We start from the raw sequence: 14319 nt of genomic DNA, 5'->3' as shown, positions 1-14319 counted from the left end.
ACACGACGATGTGCTGGGCTCACCGTAACCGGGAGGCCGAGGGCGGGGCACTTTAGCCCCGGAAGATGGCGTGACTCACGTCAGCGATGCGTGAGTGCGCCGACGTGCACGCTCACCCGAGCCCAATCGCGCAGGGGCGTCAGTCTGCGCTCGCCTCCGGCGCCGCGGGCCCTACGGGCCAGCGTTGGACCAGCTCATCGCGCAGCACCCGGTCGCGGGCCTCGAGCACTGCGCCGAGCACGATCCCGAGGGCCATGACCGCCAGCGCTCCGAGCACGATCCAGGGGCCCAGTGGTCCGACCGCCCGCAGCTGCGGCCCCGCATCGGCGTAGGTGTCCCAGTCCGGCAGGCCCGCCACGAGGTCCACGAACCAGAGGGCGAAGCCCAGGCCGGCGGACGCCCCGGCGACGACGTGCCCCAGCTTCAGCACCGGGAGCTGCCCGCCCGCCAGGTAGCTGCGGAGGGCAGCGAGCGGCGGCAGTCCCGCCTGCGGGTCCGCGAGCGCACGCCGCAGCGCGCCGTGCTCCTGCCAGCGCGCCACGATCTCGCAGAGCGCGACGAGCACGACGCAGAGCAGCACCACGGCCGCGGCGATGCCGACCCCGAGCACGATGAGGTCCACCATGCGCTCCGCGGCGGGCTCCAGCTCCGCACGATCTCCTGCGCGCCCTCCGGGCTCGCGCTCGGCGTCCGGGTAGGCGACGGCGAACATCAGCTGCAGCCCGAGCAGCCCGATCCCGGCCGCGGCGGCGAGGACCGACAGCAGGGCCCGGCCCACGGCGTGGGCCCGGGCTCCGGGAAGGGTGCGCGAGGCCGGCGCGAACTCCTCCTCGGTCATCTCCCGCCCGGCCGCGACGATGCGATGCGCCTGGGTCCAGTGCTCCGCGAGCGGCGCGGCGTGCCGCTGCTGGATGCCTCGCAGCCAGGTCCCGGTCAGAGGGATGCCTGCGGCGATCGCCCCGAGCACCAGAGCTCCCCCGGCGAGGATCGCCGCCCCGCTCGCGTCGGGTTCTCCCAGCACCACGAATACGACGATCAGGTAGCAGAGCCCCAGACCGCTCAGCAGCACGATCGCAAAGACCCGGTACAGCCCGCCGCCCGTCGCCTGGGCACTCCCCCACTGTTGGGGATAGGGGACGGAGGTGGCCGGGGTGCCCTCCCGCCTGCGCGCTGCGAGCGCCCGGGCGGTCAAAGGGCCGTCCAGAGCATCGAGCAGCCCCCACAGGAGCAGCCCGGCCGCCCCGAGGATCATCACCCCGCCGGCGGAGGCCCGACCGACCAGGTCGATGGTGGTCCCCGCAGCGGTCTCGGGCAGCAGCTCCTCACTGATCAGCCCGCCGAGGATCGCGATGCCGAGCAGGCAGAGCAGACCGATCAGTCCCTGCGGCACCGCTGCGGCCGCATGCCGGGCGAGAGCAGGCAATGGCCCGAGCGGCAGCACCCGCCACCGGGAGTCGGCGAGGGAGGAGGATTCGCCGTGCGACGATGTGCGGCTGTTCATGTCGTCATCCTGCCGGAGCGGTCAGCCGTGCGTCAGGATTCCCACCAGGAAGTTCTCGGAGGGGACGCGGCTCCCAGATCCCGAAGCGCCGCTCCAGCCTCGGCTCGGGCGGCGTCAGCCCTCGAGCGTCCCCGCGCTCTGCCGGGGCTGCGGCGCCTCCGCTGCACGCACCCGCGGGGCCGACGCCGGGCTGAGGGCCACGGCCACCAGCACCACCGCGAGCGGCACCACCAGGGCGCCGCGCAGTCCGACCTCCTCGCCGAGCAGGCCGAGGGTGGGCGGGCCCACCAGGAAGGCGAGGTAGCCGATCGTCGAGGCCAGGGCCACGCGGCCGGCGGGGTTCGGGCCGGAGTCCCCGGCGGCGGAGAGGGCGAGCGGGAAGCCGAGCGAGGCGCCGAGGCCCCACAGCACCACGGCGGCGACGGCGACCGGCTGACTGTCCACGAAGGAGATCAGCGCGAGGCCCACCGCGGCGAACAGGGCGCTGACCATGAGCACCCGGGCGCGTCCCGCCCGGGCCACGATCGGCCCGCCGCAGAAGCGGCCGATGGTCATGGCGGCGGCGAAGAGCGCGAACACGATCGAGCCCATCGTGGGCCCGAAGCCGTGCCCGTCGACCATGATCAGCGGCAGCCAGTCGTTGGCGGTGCCCTCGGCGAGCGCCATCGCGAGCACGATCCCGCCGATGAGCAGCAGGCGGGTGTCCTTCCACAGCGCCGGGCGCGGGGCCGCGGCCTGCTCGACGCGCTCCTGCGCGGTGACCAGCCCGACCCCGGAGGGGACCGCGCGCAGTGCCCACGTCAGGAGTCCCGCGCCCGCCACGGCGGTCAGCACCAGGTGGGCGACCACCGAGAACGCCGCCGCATTGGCGAGGATGCCCAGGCTCGCCCCGATCACGGTGCCGAGGCTGAAGCATCCGTGCAGCGCGGGCAGGAAGGGCCGGCCGCCGAGCCTCTCGACGTCGGCGCCCTCGATGTTCATGGCGACCTCGCCGCCGCCCATCCCCGCCCCGAACAGGGCCAGGCCCAGAGCCGTCGCCAGCGGCATGCCGCTCGCGGCGCCGAGGGCGATGGTGGGCATCGCCACCACGACCAGCACGGCGCCGGCAGCGACCACCGGACGGGTCCCCAGCCGCATCACCAGCGGGCCGGAGGAGAGGATCCCGACCATCGACCCGACGGAGAGCCCGAACAGCACCAGACCCATCTGGGCGGTCGAGGCGTCCAGCAGATCGCGCACGGCGGGGGTGCGGGTGACCCAGGCGGACATGCTCAGGCCGGGCAGCAGGAACAGCGCGTAGAGCGCCCACCGGCGGCGGCGCAGCGAGATGGGCACGAAGGCTCCTCGAGAAGGATCAGGGGTCAGGCGGAGGTCAGCACGCCCACCAGGAAGCCGGGTGCCGCGGGGCGGAGGTCCCAGGTGGAGAAGCGCTGCACGAGGCGCAGCCCTCCGGAGGCGGCATCGGCCTCGAAGTCACCGAGATCGTCTCCGCGATCGAGTCCGAAGCCCACGACCAGCCGCCCCTCGGGAGCGAGATGCTCGGCGAGGCGGGCCAGGGCAGGCCTGCGCTCCTGGCCCGCGAGGAAGCTGAGCACGTTGCCGGCGCAGAGCTGCAGATCGAAGAGCAGCCGTTCGCCGTCCGTCGAGCGCAGGTCGAGGGCCGCGAGGTTCCCTGCTTCCCAGCGCACCCCGGGGTGATCCTCCCGGGCCACCTCGATCAGCTGGGGATCGAGGTCCACGCCCACCACCTGGTGGCCGGCCCGGGCGAGGTGCCCGCCGAGCCTGCCGGTGCCGCAGCCGGCGTCGAGGATGCGGGCGCCCCGCGGGGCCATGGCGTCGACCAGTCGCGCCTCGCCGTAGATGTCCTTACCGGACGCCTCGATCCGCCGCCACCGCTCGGCATAGCCCCGTGCGTGATCGGGGTTCTGCCGCACGGCGGCGGTCCAGAGGTTCTCCGGCGGGCCGGGGATGTTCGTCATCCCCCTATCGTGCCCCGTCGGCCGAGGGGGCGGTTCAGGCGGCGATGCGCGAGTCGTCGCGGATCTGGCCCACCAGCTCCTCGAGCATGTCCTCGAGGGTGACGATGCCGATCACGGTACCGGCCTCATCGGTGGCGGCGCCCAGGTGGGCCCCCGAATCCTGCATCGCGGTGAGCGCCTGTCGCAACGGCTCGTCGGACCTGATCACGGGCAGGGTGCGGATGCGCTCGGCGGGGATCGGGTGCTCGCGCTGCTCCTGCACGGAGTCCAGCAGGTCCTTGATGTGGACGTAGCCGATCAGCATGCCGTCGGCCGCCTTCACCGGGAACCGGGAGTACCCCTCGACGGCGGCGGCCTCGGCCTCCGCCGCGGTGACCCCCTGGGGCAGGCTCGAGACCTGGTCCAGCGGGATCACCAGGTTGGCGACGCTGCGGGCCTCGAAGCGGAGCGCTCCCAGCAGGAGCGCCTCGTCGTTGTGCTCGAGCAGACCGCCCTCACGGGATTCACTGACCATCGCCGCCACCTCGTTGCGGGTGAAGACGCTGGTCACCTCAGCCTTCGGTGTTACTCCAAGCATGCGCAGCACGAGGTTGCCGCAGGAGTTCAGCAGCCACAGCACGGGCTTGATCAGGGTGACGATGCCCATCAGCATCGGCGCCAGGATCAGCGCCATCCGCTCGGGCCCGGCCAGGGCGATGTTCTTGGGCACCATCTCGCCGAAGACGACGTGGAGGTAGGTGATCAGCGACAGCGCGATCACGAAGGAGATCGGGTGCACCAGCGCGCTCGGCACGCCGATGGCCTCGAAGGGCACCTCGAGCAGATGGGCGATCGCCGGTTCGCTGATCGCGCCGAGCGCGAGGGAGCACACGGTGATGCCCATCTGCGCGCCGGCCATCATCAGCGAGACCTGCTCCATCGCGGAGATGGTGACCTTCGCGGCCCACTTCCCCTCGAGTGCCTTGGGTTCGATGATCGAGCGGCGAGCGGAGATCAGCGCGAACTCGGCCCCCACGAAGAAGGCGTTGAAGATCAGCAGGAACAGGGTCAGGGCGAGTCCGGTCGTGGTGCTCATCGGCGCTCCTCCTTCTCGTGCTTCTGGTGCTTCTCGTCGTCCCGCTCGCCGTCGTCCTCAGTCGCGGCGGGCTCGACCTTGACGTGCACGGTCTCGATGCGGCGGCCATCCACCTCGGTGACCTCGATCCGCAGCCGGGCAGGGTCCTCTCCAGGGGCGGGGTCGGTGTCCACGAGGACCTCGTCCCCCACCTCTGCGAGCCGGCCCAGCTCCATCGTGATCAGTCCGCCGAGGGTGTCGTAGTCCTCGTGCTCGGGCACGGTGACCCCGAGCCTGTCGGTGGCCTCGTCGGGCCGCATGCGCGCGTCGAGGTCCCAGGAGCCGTCGGCCTCCGGGGTGTCGTCCATCTCCTCGTCATGCTCATCGCGGACCTCGCCGACGATCTCCTCGACCAGGTCCTCGAGGGTGATCAGCCCGGCATGGTCGCCGAACTCGTCGACCACGACCGCCATCTGCAGACCACCGGCACGCAGGGTGTCCATCAGGTCGTCCAGCGGAACCGTGTCCGGGACGAAGGTCGCGGTGCCCATCACGGAGTCGACCCTGGTGCCGGGCCGCTCGTCGAAGGGGATGGCGAGGCCGTGCCGGATATGGGCGACGCCGATCACCTCGTTCTCGTCGTCGAGCACCGGGAAGCGCGAGTGGCCGGTGAGACGGGCCAGCTCGAGCAGGTCCGCGACTGAATGGTCTGCCTCCAGGGAGTCCATCCGGCCGCGCGGGACCATCGCGTCGTGGGCGCGACGGTCACCGAAGGCGAGGGTGCGCTGGACCAGGGAGGCGGTCTCCTCGGCAAGGGCGCCTTCGTCGGCCGAGCGCTTGACCAGCACGGAGAGCTCATCAGCGCTGCGAGCAGAGCTGAGTTCCTCCTGCGGCTCGACGCCGAGTGCACGCACCACGGCGTTGGCGTTGCCGTTGAAGAGACGGATCGGGAGGCGGAAGATCGTCGTGAACAGCCGCTGGAAGCCGACCACATAGCGCGCGGTGCGCAGCGGTTCCGCGATCGCGAGGTTCTTGGGCACCAGCTCGCCGAAGATCATGGTGACGCCGGTGGCGAGCACCAGCGCGATGATCACGGAGATGGACCGCGCAGCGACCGCTCTCAGACCCGCATCCACCAGCAGGGGACCGATCAGGGCGGCGATAGCGGGTTCGGCGAGGAAGCCGATGCCGAGGTTGGTGACGGTGATCCCGAGCTGTGCTCCCGAGAGCTGCGTGGAGAGAGTCTTCATCCCCTGCAGGACACCGCTGGCGCGCTTGTCGCCGGAGGCGGCGGCCGCTTCCACTTCATTGCGGTTCGCGGTGATCAGGGAGAACTCGGCGGCGACGAATCCGCCGCAGGCGGCGATCAGCACGAGGCCGACCGCCAAGGATATGAGGGGACCGATCAGGTCCATGGACGGATCCCCCCGGATGATGCATCTGTACTCAGGCCCGAAGGCCTGGGACTGTCACTCGGGGCGTCGCTGGCGGCGCTCATGATCTCCTGGTGCTCCTCATGCCCCGCTCCGGCTCTCGAAGGGGGATGACGGAATGCTACAACCCGATTCCTGAGAGTGGGGGCAGGTGTGCGGGGCCACTCAGCGCTCGGTCCGATGCTCGTCCCGATGCTCGTCGGCCCGCCGCTGCAGGAATGCGGCGATCGCCCGCAGCTCGATCTCGTCCACGGCGTGCGCGAGGTACGGCCGACGCTCCTCCTCGAGGCGGGTGTGTGCGCTCATGAACGTCCGGACCTGCTCCTCCCGCTCGGCGTCGAAGTGCGGATCCATACCGCCGTGGCCCCACAGCGCGGGCGGCGCGGCCTCAGCGAGCGCGGCATCGCCGGGCATCGCGGCGGGGAACGGGAAACCGGAGAGGTTCACCACGAAGCCCAGCGCCTTCGCATCGCGACGTAGCAGCTGCAGCGCGAGCGCTCCGCCCTGGGAGAAGCCGATCGCGCCGACGACGGGTGCGCTCTGCGCGGCGATCCACGCCTCGACCGCTGCGGCGGAGGTCTGCAGCGACTCCGGGCGCTCCGGATCCACCGGCATCTCGAACCAGGCGTAGCCCTGCACATAGGAGTAGATGCCCCGCAGGGAGACGTAGGTGAAGTGCGGCGGGAGGTAGGGCACCAGTCCCGCGAGGTCGCCCTCGTGGCTGCCCAGGCCGTGGAGCAGCAGCACGATCGGCGGCTCGACGAGGCTGTCGGCGCCGGTGTCGGTGTCGGTGCCAGCGCCGGTCGAGCGCAGCGCGGCATCCTCGTCGATCCGGGTCGCGATCAGTTCGATCGGCGCGTACTGGGGTGCATTCGTCATGACAGCAGGCTAATGGGCACGGCGGCGGGCCAGCGGAGAGGACGGCAGGCCAGCGGGCAGGGGAAGACCCCCAGGTCGCGCGGTGCGCTGGTCGGATGGACGAGATCCGACCCCTGGGGGTCCCGGCAGCTCGGTGGTATTCGCTGCGCGTCCGGATGAACGGTCGCCTCAGCGGCGAGCCACCTCACAGGTCCTAGAAGAAATCACTTCTCGGATCACCTCCTCTCGAGTGTCCGACCACCGTAGGACGTCCCGCCGGCGACCGCAATGGATTAATCGCAGACGCTGACATCGATTGACTTTCGATAGATACGCGGTGATACTCGATGCATGTTCTCTCGTCTGAGCGTTGATCTGCTGCGCATACTGCTGGGCATCGCACTGCTGCTCACCGCGATCCTGCAGCTTGTGGTCCTCCCCTGGCTCTCCGGCGTGCTCGCCGCCGAGCTGCCGGCCGAAGCGTTCATGCGCTGGCCGATCCTGCTGCTGTCGATCGCCGGCCTGGCGTGCGTCGAGGTAGCGCTCGTGTGCACGCTGCGCCTGCTCGGCATCACCCGTCGCGGTGAGGTCTTCGCCGCCGGCTCCCTGCGCTGGGTGGACGGAATCATCGGGGCCTTCCTCGCCGCGAGCGCGGTGTGCGTGGGAACGCTCGGCTACCAGTCCTTCACCGTCGGCGGTCCCCCCGCCTGGATGCTGCTGCTGGTGCTGGGGGCGATCGCCGGGGTCGGGATGGCACTGCTGATGGGCGTGATGCGCACGCTGCTGGTCCACGCCACGATGCTGCGCGAGGAGATGGAGGCGGTGATCTGATGCCGATCGTGGTGCGGATCGATGTCGAGCTCGCCCGGCGCAAGCTCTCCGTGGGCGAATTCGCGGAGCGCGTCGGGATCTCGCCGGCGAATGTCGCGGTGCTGAAGAACGGCCGCGCCAAGGCGGTGCGCTTCAGCACCCTGGAAGCGATGTGCGAGGTGCTCCAATGCCAGCCGGGAGACCTGTTGGAATGGGTTTCTGAGAAGGACGACGACAGACCTTCCGACGGGTGAGGTCGGCATGTGAGGATGGTGGGCGGCCGCATCCCCGCGCTCGATGAGGAGTACCCGTGCAGTCCGTCCTGACCGATTCCCTGGAGAAGGTGCTCGGCGAGACCGCGCCGCGCCCCGCCGAGCTGATCGGCGGCGCCCACGCCTCCGGCTTCCTCGGGGAGGTGCTGTCCGTGCAGGTGGCGCTCCGGCTCGAGGAGGACTCCCTCGGCACAGTCCGGGTCCGGCTCGCCGGCCCGCTCGCCGACCGTGCCCAGGTGCACGCTGTGCGACGCGTCCCCGTCTCCTCCCCTGCTCCGGAGAACGCCGACGAGCACTACCTGGTCACCGCCCCGGGCGAGTACCCGGACCTGCTCGAGCCACTCCGCGATGACTCCGTCCACGTGACCCCCGGCCGCTGGGAGTCGCTGTGGATCGACGTCCTCGCCACGGAGGAGGCCGACGCCGGCGACCACGCCCTCACGATCACCCTCTGCGGGGAGACAGGGGAGCAGGTCCTCGCCGAGCACACCGCGCAGTTGCGCCTCCACCCTTACCGCCTGCCCCCGCTGTCGATCACCAACACCCACTGGTTCCACGCCGACAGCCTCTCCACCTACTACGACGTCGAGGTGTTCTCCGAGCGCCACTGGGAGCTGATCGAGGCCTTCCTCGCCTCCGCGCGGGCGATGGACGTGAACTCGGTGCTCACCCCCACCTGGACCCCACCGCTGGACACCGCCGAGGGCCACACCCGGCCGTTCGTGCAGCTGATCGGGATCCGTGAACTGGACGGCTCCTATGCGTTCGACTTCTCCCGGCTGGACCGCTGGCTGGGGATCTGCCGGGAGCTGGGCTTCACCGGCATCGAGATCGCGCACCTGTTCACGCAGTGGGGTGCCCAGCACACCCCCGCGATCCAGGTGGAGACGGCCTCAGGCCTCGAGCATCGCTTCGGCTGGCATGTCTCGGCCACTTCCCCTGACTACCGTCGGCTGCTGGAGGCGATGATCCCTGCCCTGCGCGCCCATCTCGAGGAGCACTGGGACGGGCAGGTCCTGTGGCACATCTCTGATGAGCCGCACCAGAATCAGCTGGGGTCCTACCGGGCGGCGAAGGGCCAGGTCGCAGATCTGCTTGAGGGCGCCCAGGTGGTCGACGCGCTCAGCTCCCTGGTCTTCGCCGAACAGGGCGTCGTGGACACTCCGATCGTCGCCACGAACCACGCGGGCCCGTTCCTCGAGGCAGGCAGGCGCCCCTGGGTGTACTACTGCGTCTCCCAGGGCCGGGACGTCGCCAACCGGTTCATCTCGCTGCCGTCGGTGCGCAACCGGGTGCTGGGCCGGCAGCTCTTCGCCTTCGACGCCCCCGGCTTCCTGCACTGGGGGTACAACTTCTGGTGGACGCAGTTCTCGCTGCGCCCGATCGACCCCTTCGAGGACACCTGTGCCGGCGGACCCTTCTTCGGCGGCGATGCCTTCGCGGTCTACCCCGGGCCCGACGGCAGCCCCTGGCTCTCCCTCCGGCACCGCGTTTTTGCGCAGGCCATGGCCGATCATCGGGCGCTGACCTGGCTCGCAGAGCTCACCGACCGGCCCAGCGCGAAGGCCCTGATCGACGAGGGCGGCACCCTCACCTACTCGTCGTTCTCCTATGACGTCGGTGAGCACCTGCGGGCGCGGCATGCGGTCGACGAGAGGATCCTCGCGGCGCTGGCCGCCTGAGCCTCGACCCACTGAGCCTCGACCCGCTGAGCTTCGACGGCCGGAGCCTCAGAGCTCGGGCAGCTCCTGCTCAGCGGTCTCGGCCTCCATGCGGTCCTCATCCCGGTTGCCCTGTTCAGCGGCGGTCGAGTCATCGCCTCCGCGGTCGCGGTCGGCGTCGAAGCCGTAGCCGTCGGCGTTGCGGGACTCCGGCCCCTCGGCGAGGACCCGGTCGGTCTCCAGTGCGTCGTCGATGCTCACCTCACCGGGCCCCTCGTCGGCTCCGCGCGCATATTCGTCCTCGCTGGTCGCGGCGATCTGGTCGAGCTCAGGATCCTCGGCGGGATTCTGCGGATTCTGCGGCTGTGTCATGGCTTCCTCCTGGAGGCGGGTCAGCTGAGGGAGTTGATGATCGCCGCGTTGAAGGCGGCGAGGTCATCGGGGGTGCGTGAGGTGATGAGGCGGGAGCCGGCGGAGTCGTCGATCACCACCTCCTCATCGGTCCACTTCCCGCCCGCGTTGGTGAGGTCGGTGCGGATGGTGGGGACGGAGGTGAGCTCGCGACCGTCGGCCAGGCCTGTCTCGACGAGCAGCCACGGCGCGTGGCAGATCGCTGCGATCGGCTTGCCGTCGGCGGCGAAGGAGCGCACCAGGAACTGTGCGGTCTCGTCTGCGCGCAGCGAGTCGGCGTTCAGGGTGCCGCCGGGCAGCACCAGGGCGTCGAAATCGGCGGCCTTCACGGAGTCGTGGGTCGCGTCGACCGGAACCTCCGGGCCGGGCTCGCGATCGCGCTCCAGGGTCGTGACCACGCCGGTCTCCGGAGCGGCGACGGTGACGGTCGCACCCGCCTCGCGAAGCGTCGCGAGCGGCTTTGTGATCTCGTCGGTCTCCGTACCGAAATTGCTGGTCAACAGCAGGATCTTGCGTCCTTCGAGGGTGCTGTTCATGGCGTCTCCTCACGTCGGGGGGTCGGTGAGGCGACCGTATCACCGGCCCTCCCGGCGGCCCCGACCGATCGGACGCGCGGGAACCGGGGCGGGCGGGTTCAGGTCCCGCAGAACGTCAGGAAGTGCTCTCCGCCGTCACCGGCCTCCTCGAGATGCGCGTGCTCCGCCCGTCGCTCGAACGGGCGGCCGACCGCGTCCAGCATCGTCCGCACCGGCTGAACATCCCCGAGGTGCGCGGCGCGCAGGGCGGCGTCGAGGTGCACGTTCCTAGGGACGATCGCGGGATTCACGTGGGCCATGTTCCTGCGGGCGGTCTCGGCCGGCGGTCCGTCGCCCCGCAGGCCGCGCAGGCGCGCATCCCAGCGCTCGAACGGCGCCGGATCCTTGAACAGGGCTGCTGCGGAGCCCTCGCCGAGCGCCCGGAAGAACCCCGTGTGGTCCACCTCCTGCTCCTCGAGCAGGTCGAACAGCGCTGCACCGAGCTCCTCCACCTCCGCGGTTCCCACTCCAGCCTGCTCGGTCTGCTCGCCCCGCGGAATCCCGAGCTTCGCCGCGAGTCCGCGCCCATGGGCCTCCAGGTACCACCCCTCATACCGCTCGAGCACCGCGGTGGCCTGTTCGATCGCCTGGTTCGGATCCGCGTCGAGCAGCGGCACCAGGGTCTCGGCGAAACGGGAGAGGTTCCACAGCGCGATCCCAGGCTGGTTCCCGTAGGCGTAGCGGCCGCCACGGTCGATCGAGCTGAACACGGCGCCGCGGCGGTGGACATCGAGCACGGCGCAGGGCCCGTAGTCGATGCCCTCGCCGGAGAGCGCCATGTTGTCGGTGTTCATCACTCCATGCACGAAGCCGGCCAGCATCCACTGCGCCACCAGCTCCGCCTGCGATCGAACGACCGCCTCGAGCAGTCCGAGCGGCCCGTCGGCCTGGGGATGGTGCCGCTGGATCGTGTATTCCACGAGGCGTTCCCGCGCCTCGGGATCCAGGTGCCAGGTGGCGTACTCGAAGGTCCCCACGCGCAGATGGCTGGCGGCGACCCGCACCAGCAGCGCGCCCGGCTCCGGCGTCACCCCTTGTCGCGGCGCGATCTGCTCCCCGGTGCTGAGGACTGCGAGCGCCCGGGTGGTGGGGATCCCGAGGGCGTGGAGCCATTCACCGATGACGGCCTCGCGGAGCATCGGGCCCAGCGGCGCCTTCCCATCGCCGCCACGTGCGAAGGGGGTGCGTCCGGCGCCTTTGAGATGCAGGTCGCGGCGGTGGCCCCCGGTGTCCACGAGGTCGCCGAGCAGCACCGCCCGGCCATCTCCCAGCTGGGGGTTCGGGCTGCCGAACTGGTGCCCGGCATAGGCCTGCGCCGTGGTGCCGTCGATCTGCCCGGTGAGCAGCGAGAGGCCCTCCTCCCCGCGCAGCCAGGCCGGGGAGTATCCGAGCTCGCGCGCCAGCTCCTCGTTCAACCACACCAGCTCGGGGTGAGGGGGCGCCTCTGCGCGCCAGGGGACCGAGAGCTCGGGGACCGCGGCGGCATAGGACTGCTCCAGGGGGATTTCCATCCCTCGATCCTCCCACCCGCTCGACCACCGCCGGAGGTTGACGCCCGCTCCCCGGAGCCGTCACACTGGGAGCACATTGTGCAACCGGGTTACCAAACCGTCCCCGGACAAGCGATCACGAGGGCGGACCGTTCGATGACCACAGCCTCAGCAGTGCGCCGATCCAATGCCCGCGACTGCCTGCTCGTCCTGCGGGAGGCGGGCCGCGCGCTCACCGTCGCCGAGCTCGCCGCCGCCACCGGGCTCTCCCGCCCCACCGTCGATGCCGTGCTGCAGGACCTCGGGGCCGCCGGTGCCGCCATCCCCGCCCCGGTCGCCGCCTCGGGCGCGGCGGGGCGCCCAGCTCGTCACTTCTCCTTCGAACCTTCGGTCTCGACCATCGCGGCCCTGGACATCGGCGCTCGCACGGTGCGCTGCCTGGTCGCCGACGCCGCCGGTCAGGTCCTCACTCGCGCCGTCGTCCCTCTGAACGACCCCGATCCGTTCGACGCACTCGAACGAGCGGTTCGCGAGACCGGGCACATGCCCGGTGCCCTCGGCATCGCCGCCCCGGGCATCCTCGGCCCCGACGGTCGGATCACCCAGAGCCTCGCCGCGCCCGACCTCGTGGGCCTGGATCTCTCCGGAGAGCTCGGGCGGCGTCTCGGCTGCCCGGTGGCGGTGGAGAACGACATCAAGCTCGCGGCATTCGCCGAACATCACCTCGGCGCGGAGACGGACAGCATGCTGTTCGTGCAGCTCGGCAACCGGATCTCGGTCGCGGCGATCCTCGAGGGGCGGATCCTGCAGGGCGCACACCGACTCGCCGGTGAGCTCGGCAGCCAGCGGGGAATGCGCTGGACAGAGAGCTCGCAGCGTGGGCGCCTGCGATGGTCCACCGGCGACGAGGCCGAACCCCTGCTGGACCGGGCCGCCCATGGTGACGCCGCCGCACAGCGTGAGATCCAGGAGTTCTGCACCCAGATCGCGCCACGCCTCGCCACCGTGCTGCTGACGCTCGACCCCGCACGGGTGGTCATCGGAGGCGGCCTCTCCCGCGCCGGCGACACCCTGCTCGACCCGCTGCGACGCGCGCTGGACGAGCTGCTGATGACCGGGCAGCCCACCGAAGTGGTCGCCGCGCGGCTGACCACCGACGGCGCCCTGGTGGGCGCCCTCGGCCTCGCCTTCTCCCATGGCTCCGCTCAGATCTTCGGGATCCCCGACGTTCCCGCGCCCTGGCCCCGCCTGCTGGACGCCCGCGCCTGACCCGCCTCGCCCCGACTCGACCTGACTCGACCAGAGCCCGACCTCCCCCGCCCTCCCTCGACTGCGAAGGATCCGCATGACCTCCGACATCACCTTCGGCTTCAGCTCCTACAGCTTCCACTCCAAGCTCTCCACCGGAGAGATGACACTCCCGCAGGTCATCGAGTGGGTCGCCGCGAGCGAGGGCGAGCATCTCGAGCTCGCCGTCCTCGGCGACGATCCGAGCTCGCCGATTCCGAACATCGCCTCCGACCCCGCGTACGTGGCACAGATCCGAGCCGCCGCAGAGGCTGCCGGGGTGCCGCTGACCAACCTCGCCGTCGGCGCGGACCTCTCCTCCGACGATCCCTCCATCCTGGAGGCGCAGATCGAGCGGGTGAAGAAGTATGTGGATCTCGCCGAGCTGCTCGGGATCACCCGGATGCGCCATGACGTGGTGCCCCACACCGGTCACGAGGGTGACGACACACCCCTGTTCGAGCAGGTCCTACCCACGATCGTCGCCGCCTGCAAGCAGATCGCCCAGTACGCCGCGACGAAGGGCATCACCACCAGCCTCGAGAACCACGGCTTCTTCGTGCAGTCCGCGGAGCGGGTGCGTCGGATCATCCACGCGGTCGACGAGCCGAACTTCCTGACCACCTTGGACGTCGGCAACTTCGTGTGCGTGGACGAGATGCCCGAGGTCTCGGTCGCCCAGAACCTCCCGTACGCGATGGTCGTGCACTTCAAGGACTTCTATCTCCGCCCGGCCGACGCCGCTCCAGGCGCCGGCTGGTTCCGCAGCCGCGGCGGGAAGCACCTGCGAGGAGCGGTGGTCGGCAACGGCGACGTCGACCTGCGCGCGGTCGCCCGAGCGATCGAGGAGTCCGACTTCGCGGGCTTCGCCGCGATCGAGTTCGAGGGCTGGGAGGACTGCCTGCTCGGCTGCGAGCGCGGGATCGCCTACGCCAAGAGCCTGTTCGCCTGACCACCTGCACCCACTGCCCGACCCCTGTGCTGTCCA

The 14319-nt window shown here is 70.8% G+C and carries 14 protein-coding genes; 5 read left to right on the top strand and 9 right to left on the bottom strand.

The features are described 5' to 3' along the window. Positions 1-139: 139 nt before the first annotated feature. The 6 genes from ACT3T9_RS17935 to ACT3T9_RS17910 form a co-directional block, all read right to left on the bottom strand. Positions 140-1501: a hypothetical protein gene (locus tag ACT3T9_RS17935; protein ID WP_444607211.1), complete on the bottom strand. Its 1362-nt coding sequence runs from the start codon at positions 1499-1501 to the stop codon at positions 140-142. A gap of 114 nt (positions 1502-1615) precedes the next feature. Further along, complete coding sequence (locus tag ACT3T9_RS17930; RefSeq protein ID WP_442332347.1) at positions 1616-2836, bottom strand: MFS transporter; 1221 nt, start codon at positions 2834-2836, stop codon at positions 1616-1618. A 26-nt stretch (positions 2837-2862) separates the two neighbouring features. Further along, positions 2863-3480, bottom strand: coding sequence for a class I SAM-dependent methyltransferase (locus ACT3T9_RS17925; RefSeq protein ID WP_442332348.1), 618 nt, complete (start codon positions 3478-3480; stop codon positions 2863-2865). A gap of 34 nt (positions 3481-3514) precedes the next feature. Then, positions 3515-4555, bottom strand: a complete 1041-nt coding sequence (locus ACT3T9_RS17920) for a hemolysin family protein (protein WP_442332349.1) — start codon at positions 4553-4555, stop codon at positions 3515-3517. Beyond that, positions 4552-5949: a hemolysin family protein gene (locus tag ACT3T9_RS17915; RefSeq protein ID WP_444607210.1), complete on the bottom strand. Its 1398-nt coding sequence runs from the start codon at positions 5947-5949 to the stop codon at positions 4552-4554. The genes ACT3T9_RS17920 and ACT3T9_RS17915 overlap by 4 nt, the downstream gene beginning before the upstream one ends. Positions 5950-6132: 183 nt before the next feature. Further along, positions 6133-6846, bottom strand: coding sequence for an alpha/beta hydrolase (locus tag ACT3T9_RS17910; RefSeq protein ID WP_441446198.1), 714 nt, complete (start codon positions 6844-6846; stop codon positions 6133-6135). Between the two features lie 330 nt (positions 6847-7176). Here ACT3T9_RS17910 and ACT3T9_RS17905 point away from each other — a divergent pair, with 330 nt between their 5' ends. The 3 genes from ACT3T9_RS17905 to ACT3T9_RS17895 are packed head-to-tail and all read left to right on the top strand — an operon-like array spanning position 7177 to position 9589. Next, positions 7177-7656 (top strand): DUF2975 domain-containing protein, encoded by a 480-nt coding sequence (locus tag ACT3T9_RS17905; RefSeq protein WP_441446197.1) that lies wholly within the window; start codon positions 7177-7179, stop codon positions 7654-7656. After that, positions 7656-7889, top strand: coding sequence for a helix-turn-helix domain-containing protein (locus ACT3T9_RS17900; protein WP_441446196.1), 234 nt, complete (start codon positions 7656-7658; stop codon positions 7887-7889). Before ACT3T9_RS17905 ends, ACT3T9_RS17900 begins: the two co-directional genes overlap by 1 nt. Before the next feature lie 56 nt (positions 7890-7945). Next, positions 7946-9589, top strand: a complete 1644-nt coding sequence (locus ACT3T9_RS17895) for a glycoside hydrolase domain-containing protein (protein ID WP_444607209.1) — start codon at positions 7946-7948, stop codon at positions 9587-9589. A gap of 48 nt (positions 9590-9637) precedes the next feature. Here the strand turns inward: ACT3T9_RS17895 and ACT3T9_RS17890 are convergent, their stop codons facing one another. From ACT3T9_RS17890 to ACT3T9_RS17880, 3 genes are all read right to left on the bottom strand, one after another. Further along, positions 9638-9940, bottom strand: a complete 303-nt coding sequence (locus ACT3T9_RS17890) for a hypothetical protein (RefSeq protein WP_441446194.1) — start codon at positions 9938-9940, stop codon at positions 9638-9640. Between the two features lie 20 nt (positions 9941-9960). Further along, entirely contained in the window at positions 9961-10515 is a 555-nt protein-coding gene (locus ACT3T9_RS17885) for a type 1 glutamine amidotransferase domain-containing protein (protein ID WP_441446193.1), read from the bottom strand. A 98-nt stretch (positions 10516-10613) separates the two neighbouring features. After that, positions 10614-12065, bottom strand: a complete 1452-nt coding sequence (locus ACT3T9_RS17880; RefSeq protein WP_442332351.1) for a protein adenylyltransferase SelO — start codon at positions 12063-12065, stop codon at positions 10614-10616. A 135-nt stretch (positions 12066-12200) separates the two neighbouring features. Between ACT3T9_RS17880 and ACT3T9_RS17875 the strand changes: the two genes are divergently transcribed. Together ACT3T9_RS17875 and ACT3T9_RS17870 are read left to right on the top strand one after the other, a co-directional pair. Continuing rightward, on the top strand, positions 12201-13313 hold the full coding sequence (locus ACT3T9_RS17875; RefSeq protein WP_444607208.1) for an ROK family protein: 1113 nt from the start codon (positions 12201-12203) through the stop codon (positions 13311-13313). Positions 13314-13389: 76 nt separating this feature from the next. Continuing rightward, positions 13390-14283, top strand: coding sequence for a sugar phosphate isomerase/epimerase family protein (locus ACT3T9_RS17870; RefSeq protein WP_444592029.1), 894 nt, complete (start codon positions 13390-13392; stop codon positions 14281-14283). The last annotated feature ends 36 nt before the right edge of the window (positions 14284-14319 follow it).

Origin of the sequence: Brachybacterium sp. AOP29-B2-41 (genome assembly GCF_052378395.1) — a bacterium.
Classification (GTDB): domain Bacteria; phylum Actinomycetota; class Actinomycetes; order Actinomycetales; family Dermabacteraceae; genus Brachybacterium.
Note: the sequence above shows the minus strand (reverse complement) of the source record. Positions and strands in the feature narration are given on the sequence as shown.

Excerpts from the sequence above, each read along its gene's own strand:
- ACT3T9_RS17935 (WP_444607211.1), bottom strand. The coding sequence starts at position 1,501 with ATGAACAGCCGCACATCGTCGCACGGCGAATCCTCCTCCCTCGCCGAC.
- ACT3T9_RS17925 (WP_442332348.1), bottom strand. The coding sequence starts at position 3,480 with ATGACGAACATCCCCGGCCCGCCGGAGAACCTCTGGACCGCCGCCGTG.
- ACT3T9_RS17920 (WP_442332349.1), bottom strand. The coding sequence starts at position 4,555 with ATGAGCACCACGACCGGACTCGCCCTGACCCTGTTCCTGCTGATCTTC.
- ACT3T9_RS17915 (WP_444607210.1), bottom strand. The coding sequence starts at position 5,949 with ATGGACCTGATCGGTCCCCTCATATCCTTGGCGGTCGGCCTCGTGCTG.
- ACT3T9_RS17910 (WP_441446198.1), bottom strand. The coding sequence starts at position 6,846 with ATGACGAATGCACCCCAGTACGCGCCGATCGAACTGATCGCGACCCGG.
- ACT3T9_RS17905 (WP_441446197.1), top strand. The coding sequence starts at position 7,177 with ATGTTCTCTCGTCTGAGCGTTGATCTGCTGCGCATACTGCTGGGCATC.
- ACT3T9_RS17900 (WP_441446196.1), top strand. The coding sequence starts at position 7,656 with ATGCCGATCGTGGTGCGGATCGATGTCGAGCTCGCCCGGCGCAAGCTC.
- ACT3T9_RS17890 (WP_441446194.1), bottom strand. The coding sequence starts at position 9,940 with ATGACACAGCCGCAGAATCCGCAGAATCCCGCCGAGGATCCTGAGCTC.
- ACT3T9_RS17885 (WP_441446193.1), bottom strand. The coding sequence starts at position 10,515 with ATGAACAGCACCCTCGAAGGACGCAAGATCCTGCTGTTGACCAGCAAT.
- ACT3T9_RS17880 (WP_442332351.1), bottom strand. The coding sequence starts at position 12,065 with ATGGAAATCCCCCTGGAGCAGTCCTATGCCGCCGCGGTCCCCGAGCTC.
- ACT3T9_RS17875 (WP_444607208.1), top strand. The coding sequence starts at position 12,201 with ATGACCACAGCCTCAGCAGTGCGCCGATCCAATGCCCGCGACTGCCTG.
- ACT3T9_RS17870 (WP_444592029.1), top strand. The coding sequence starts at position 13,390 with ATGACCTCCGACATCACCTTCGGCTTCAGCTCCTACAGCTTCCACTCC.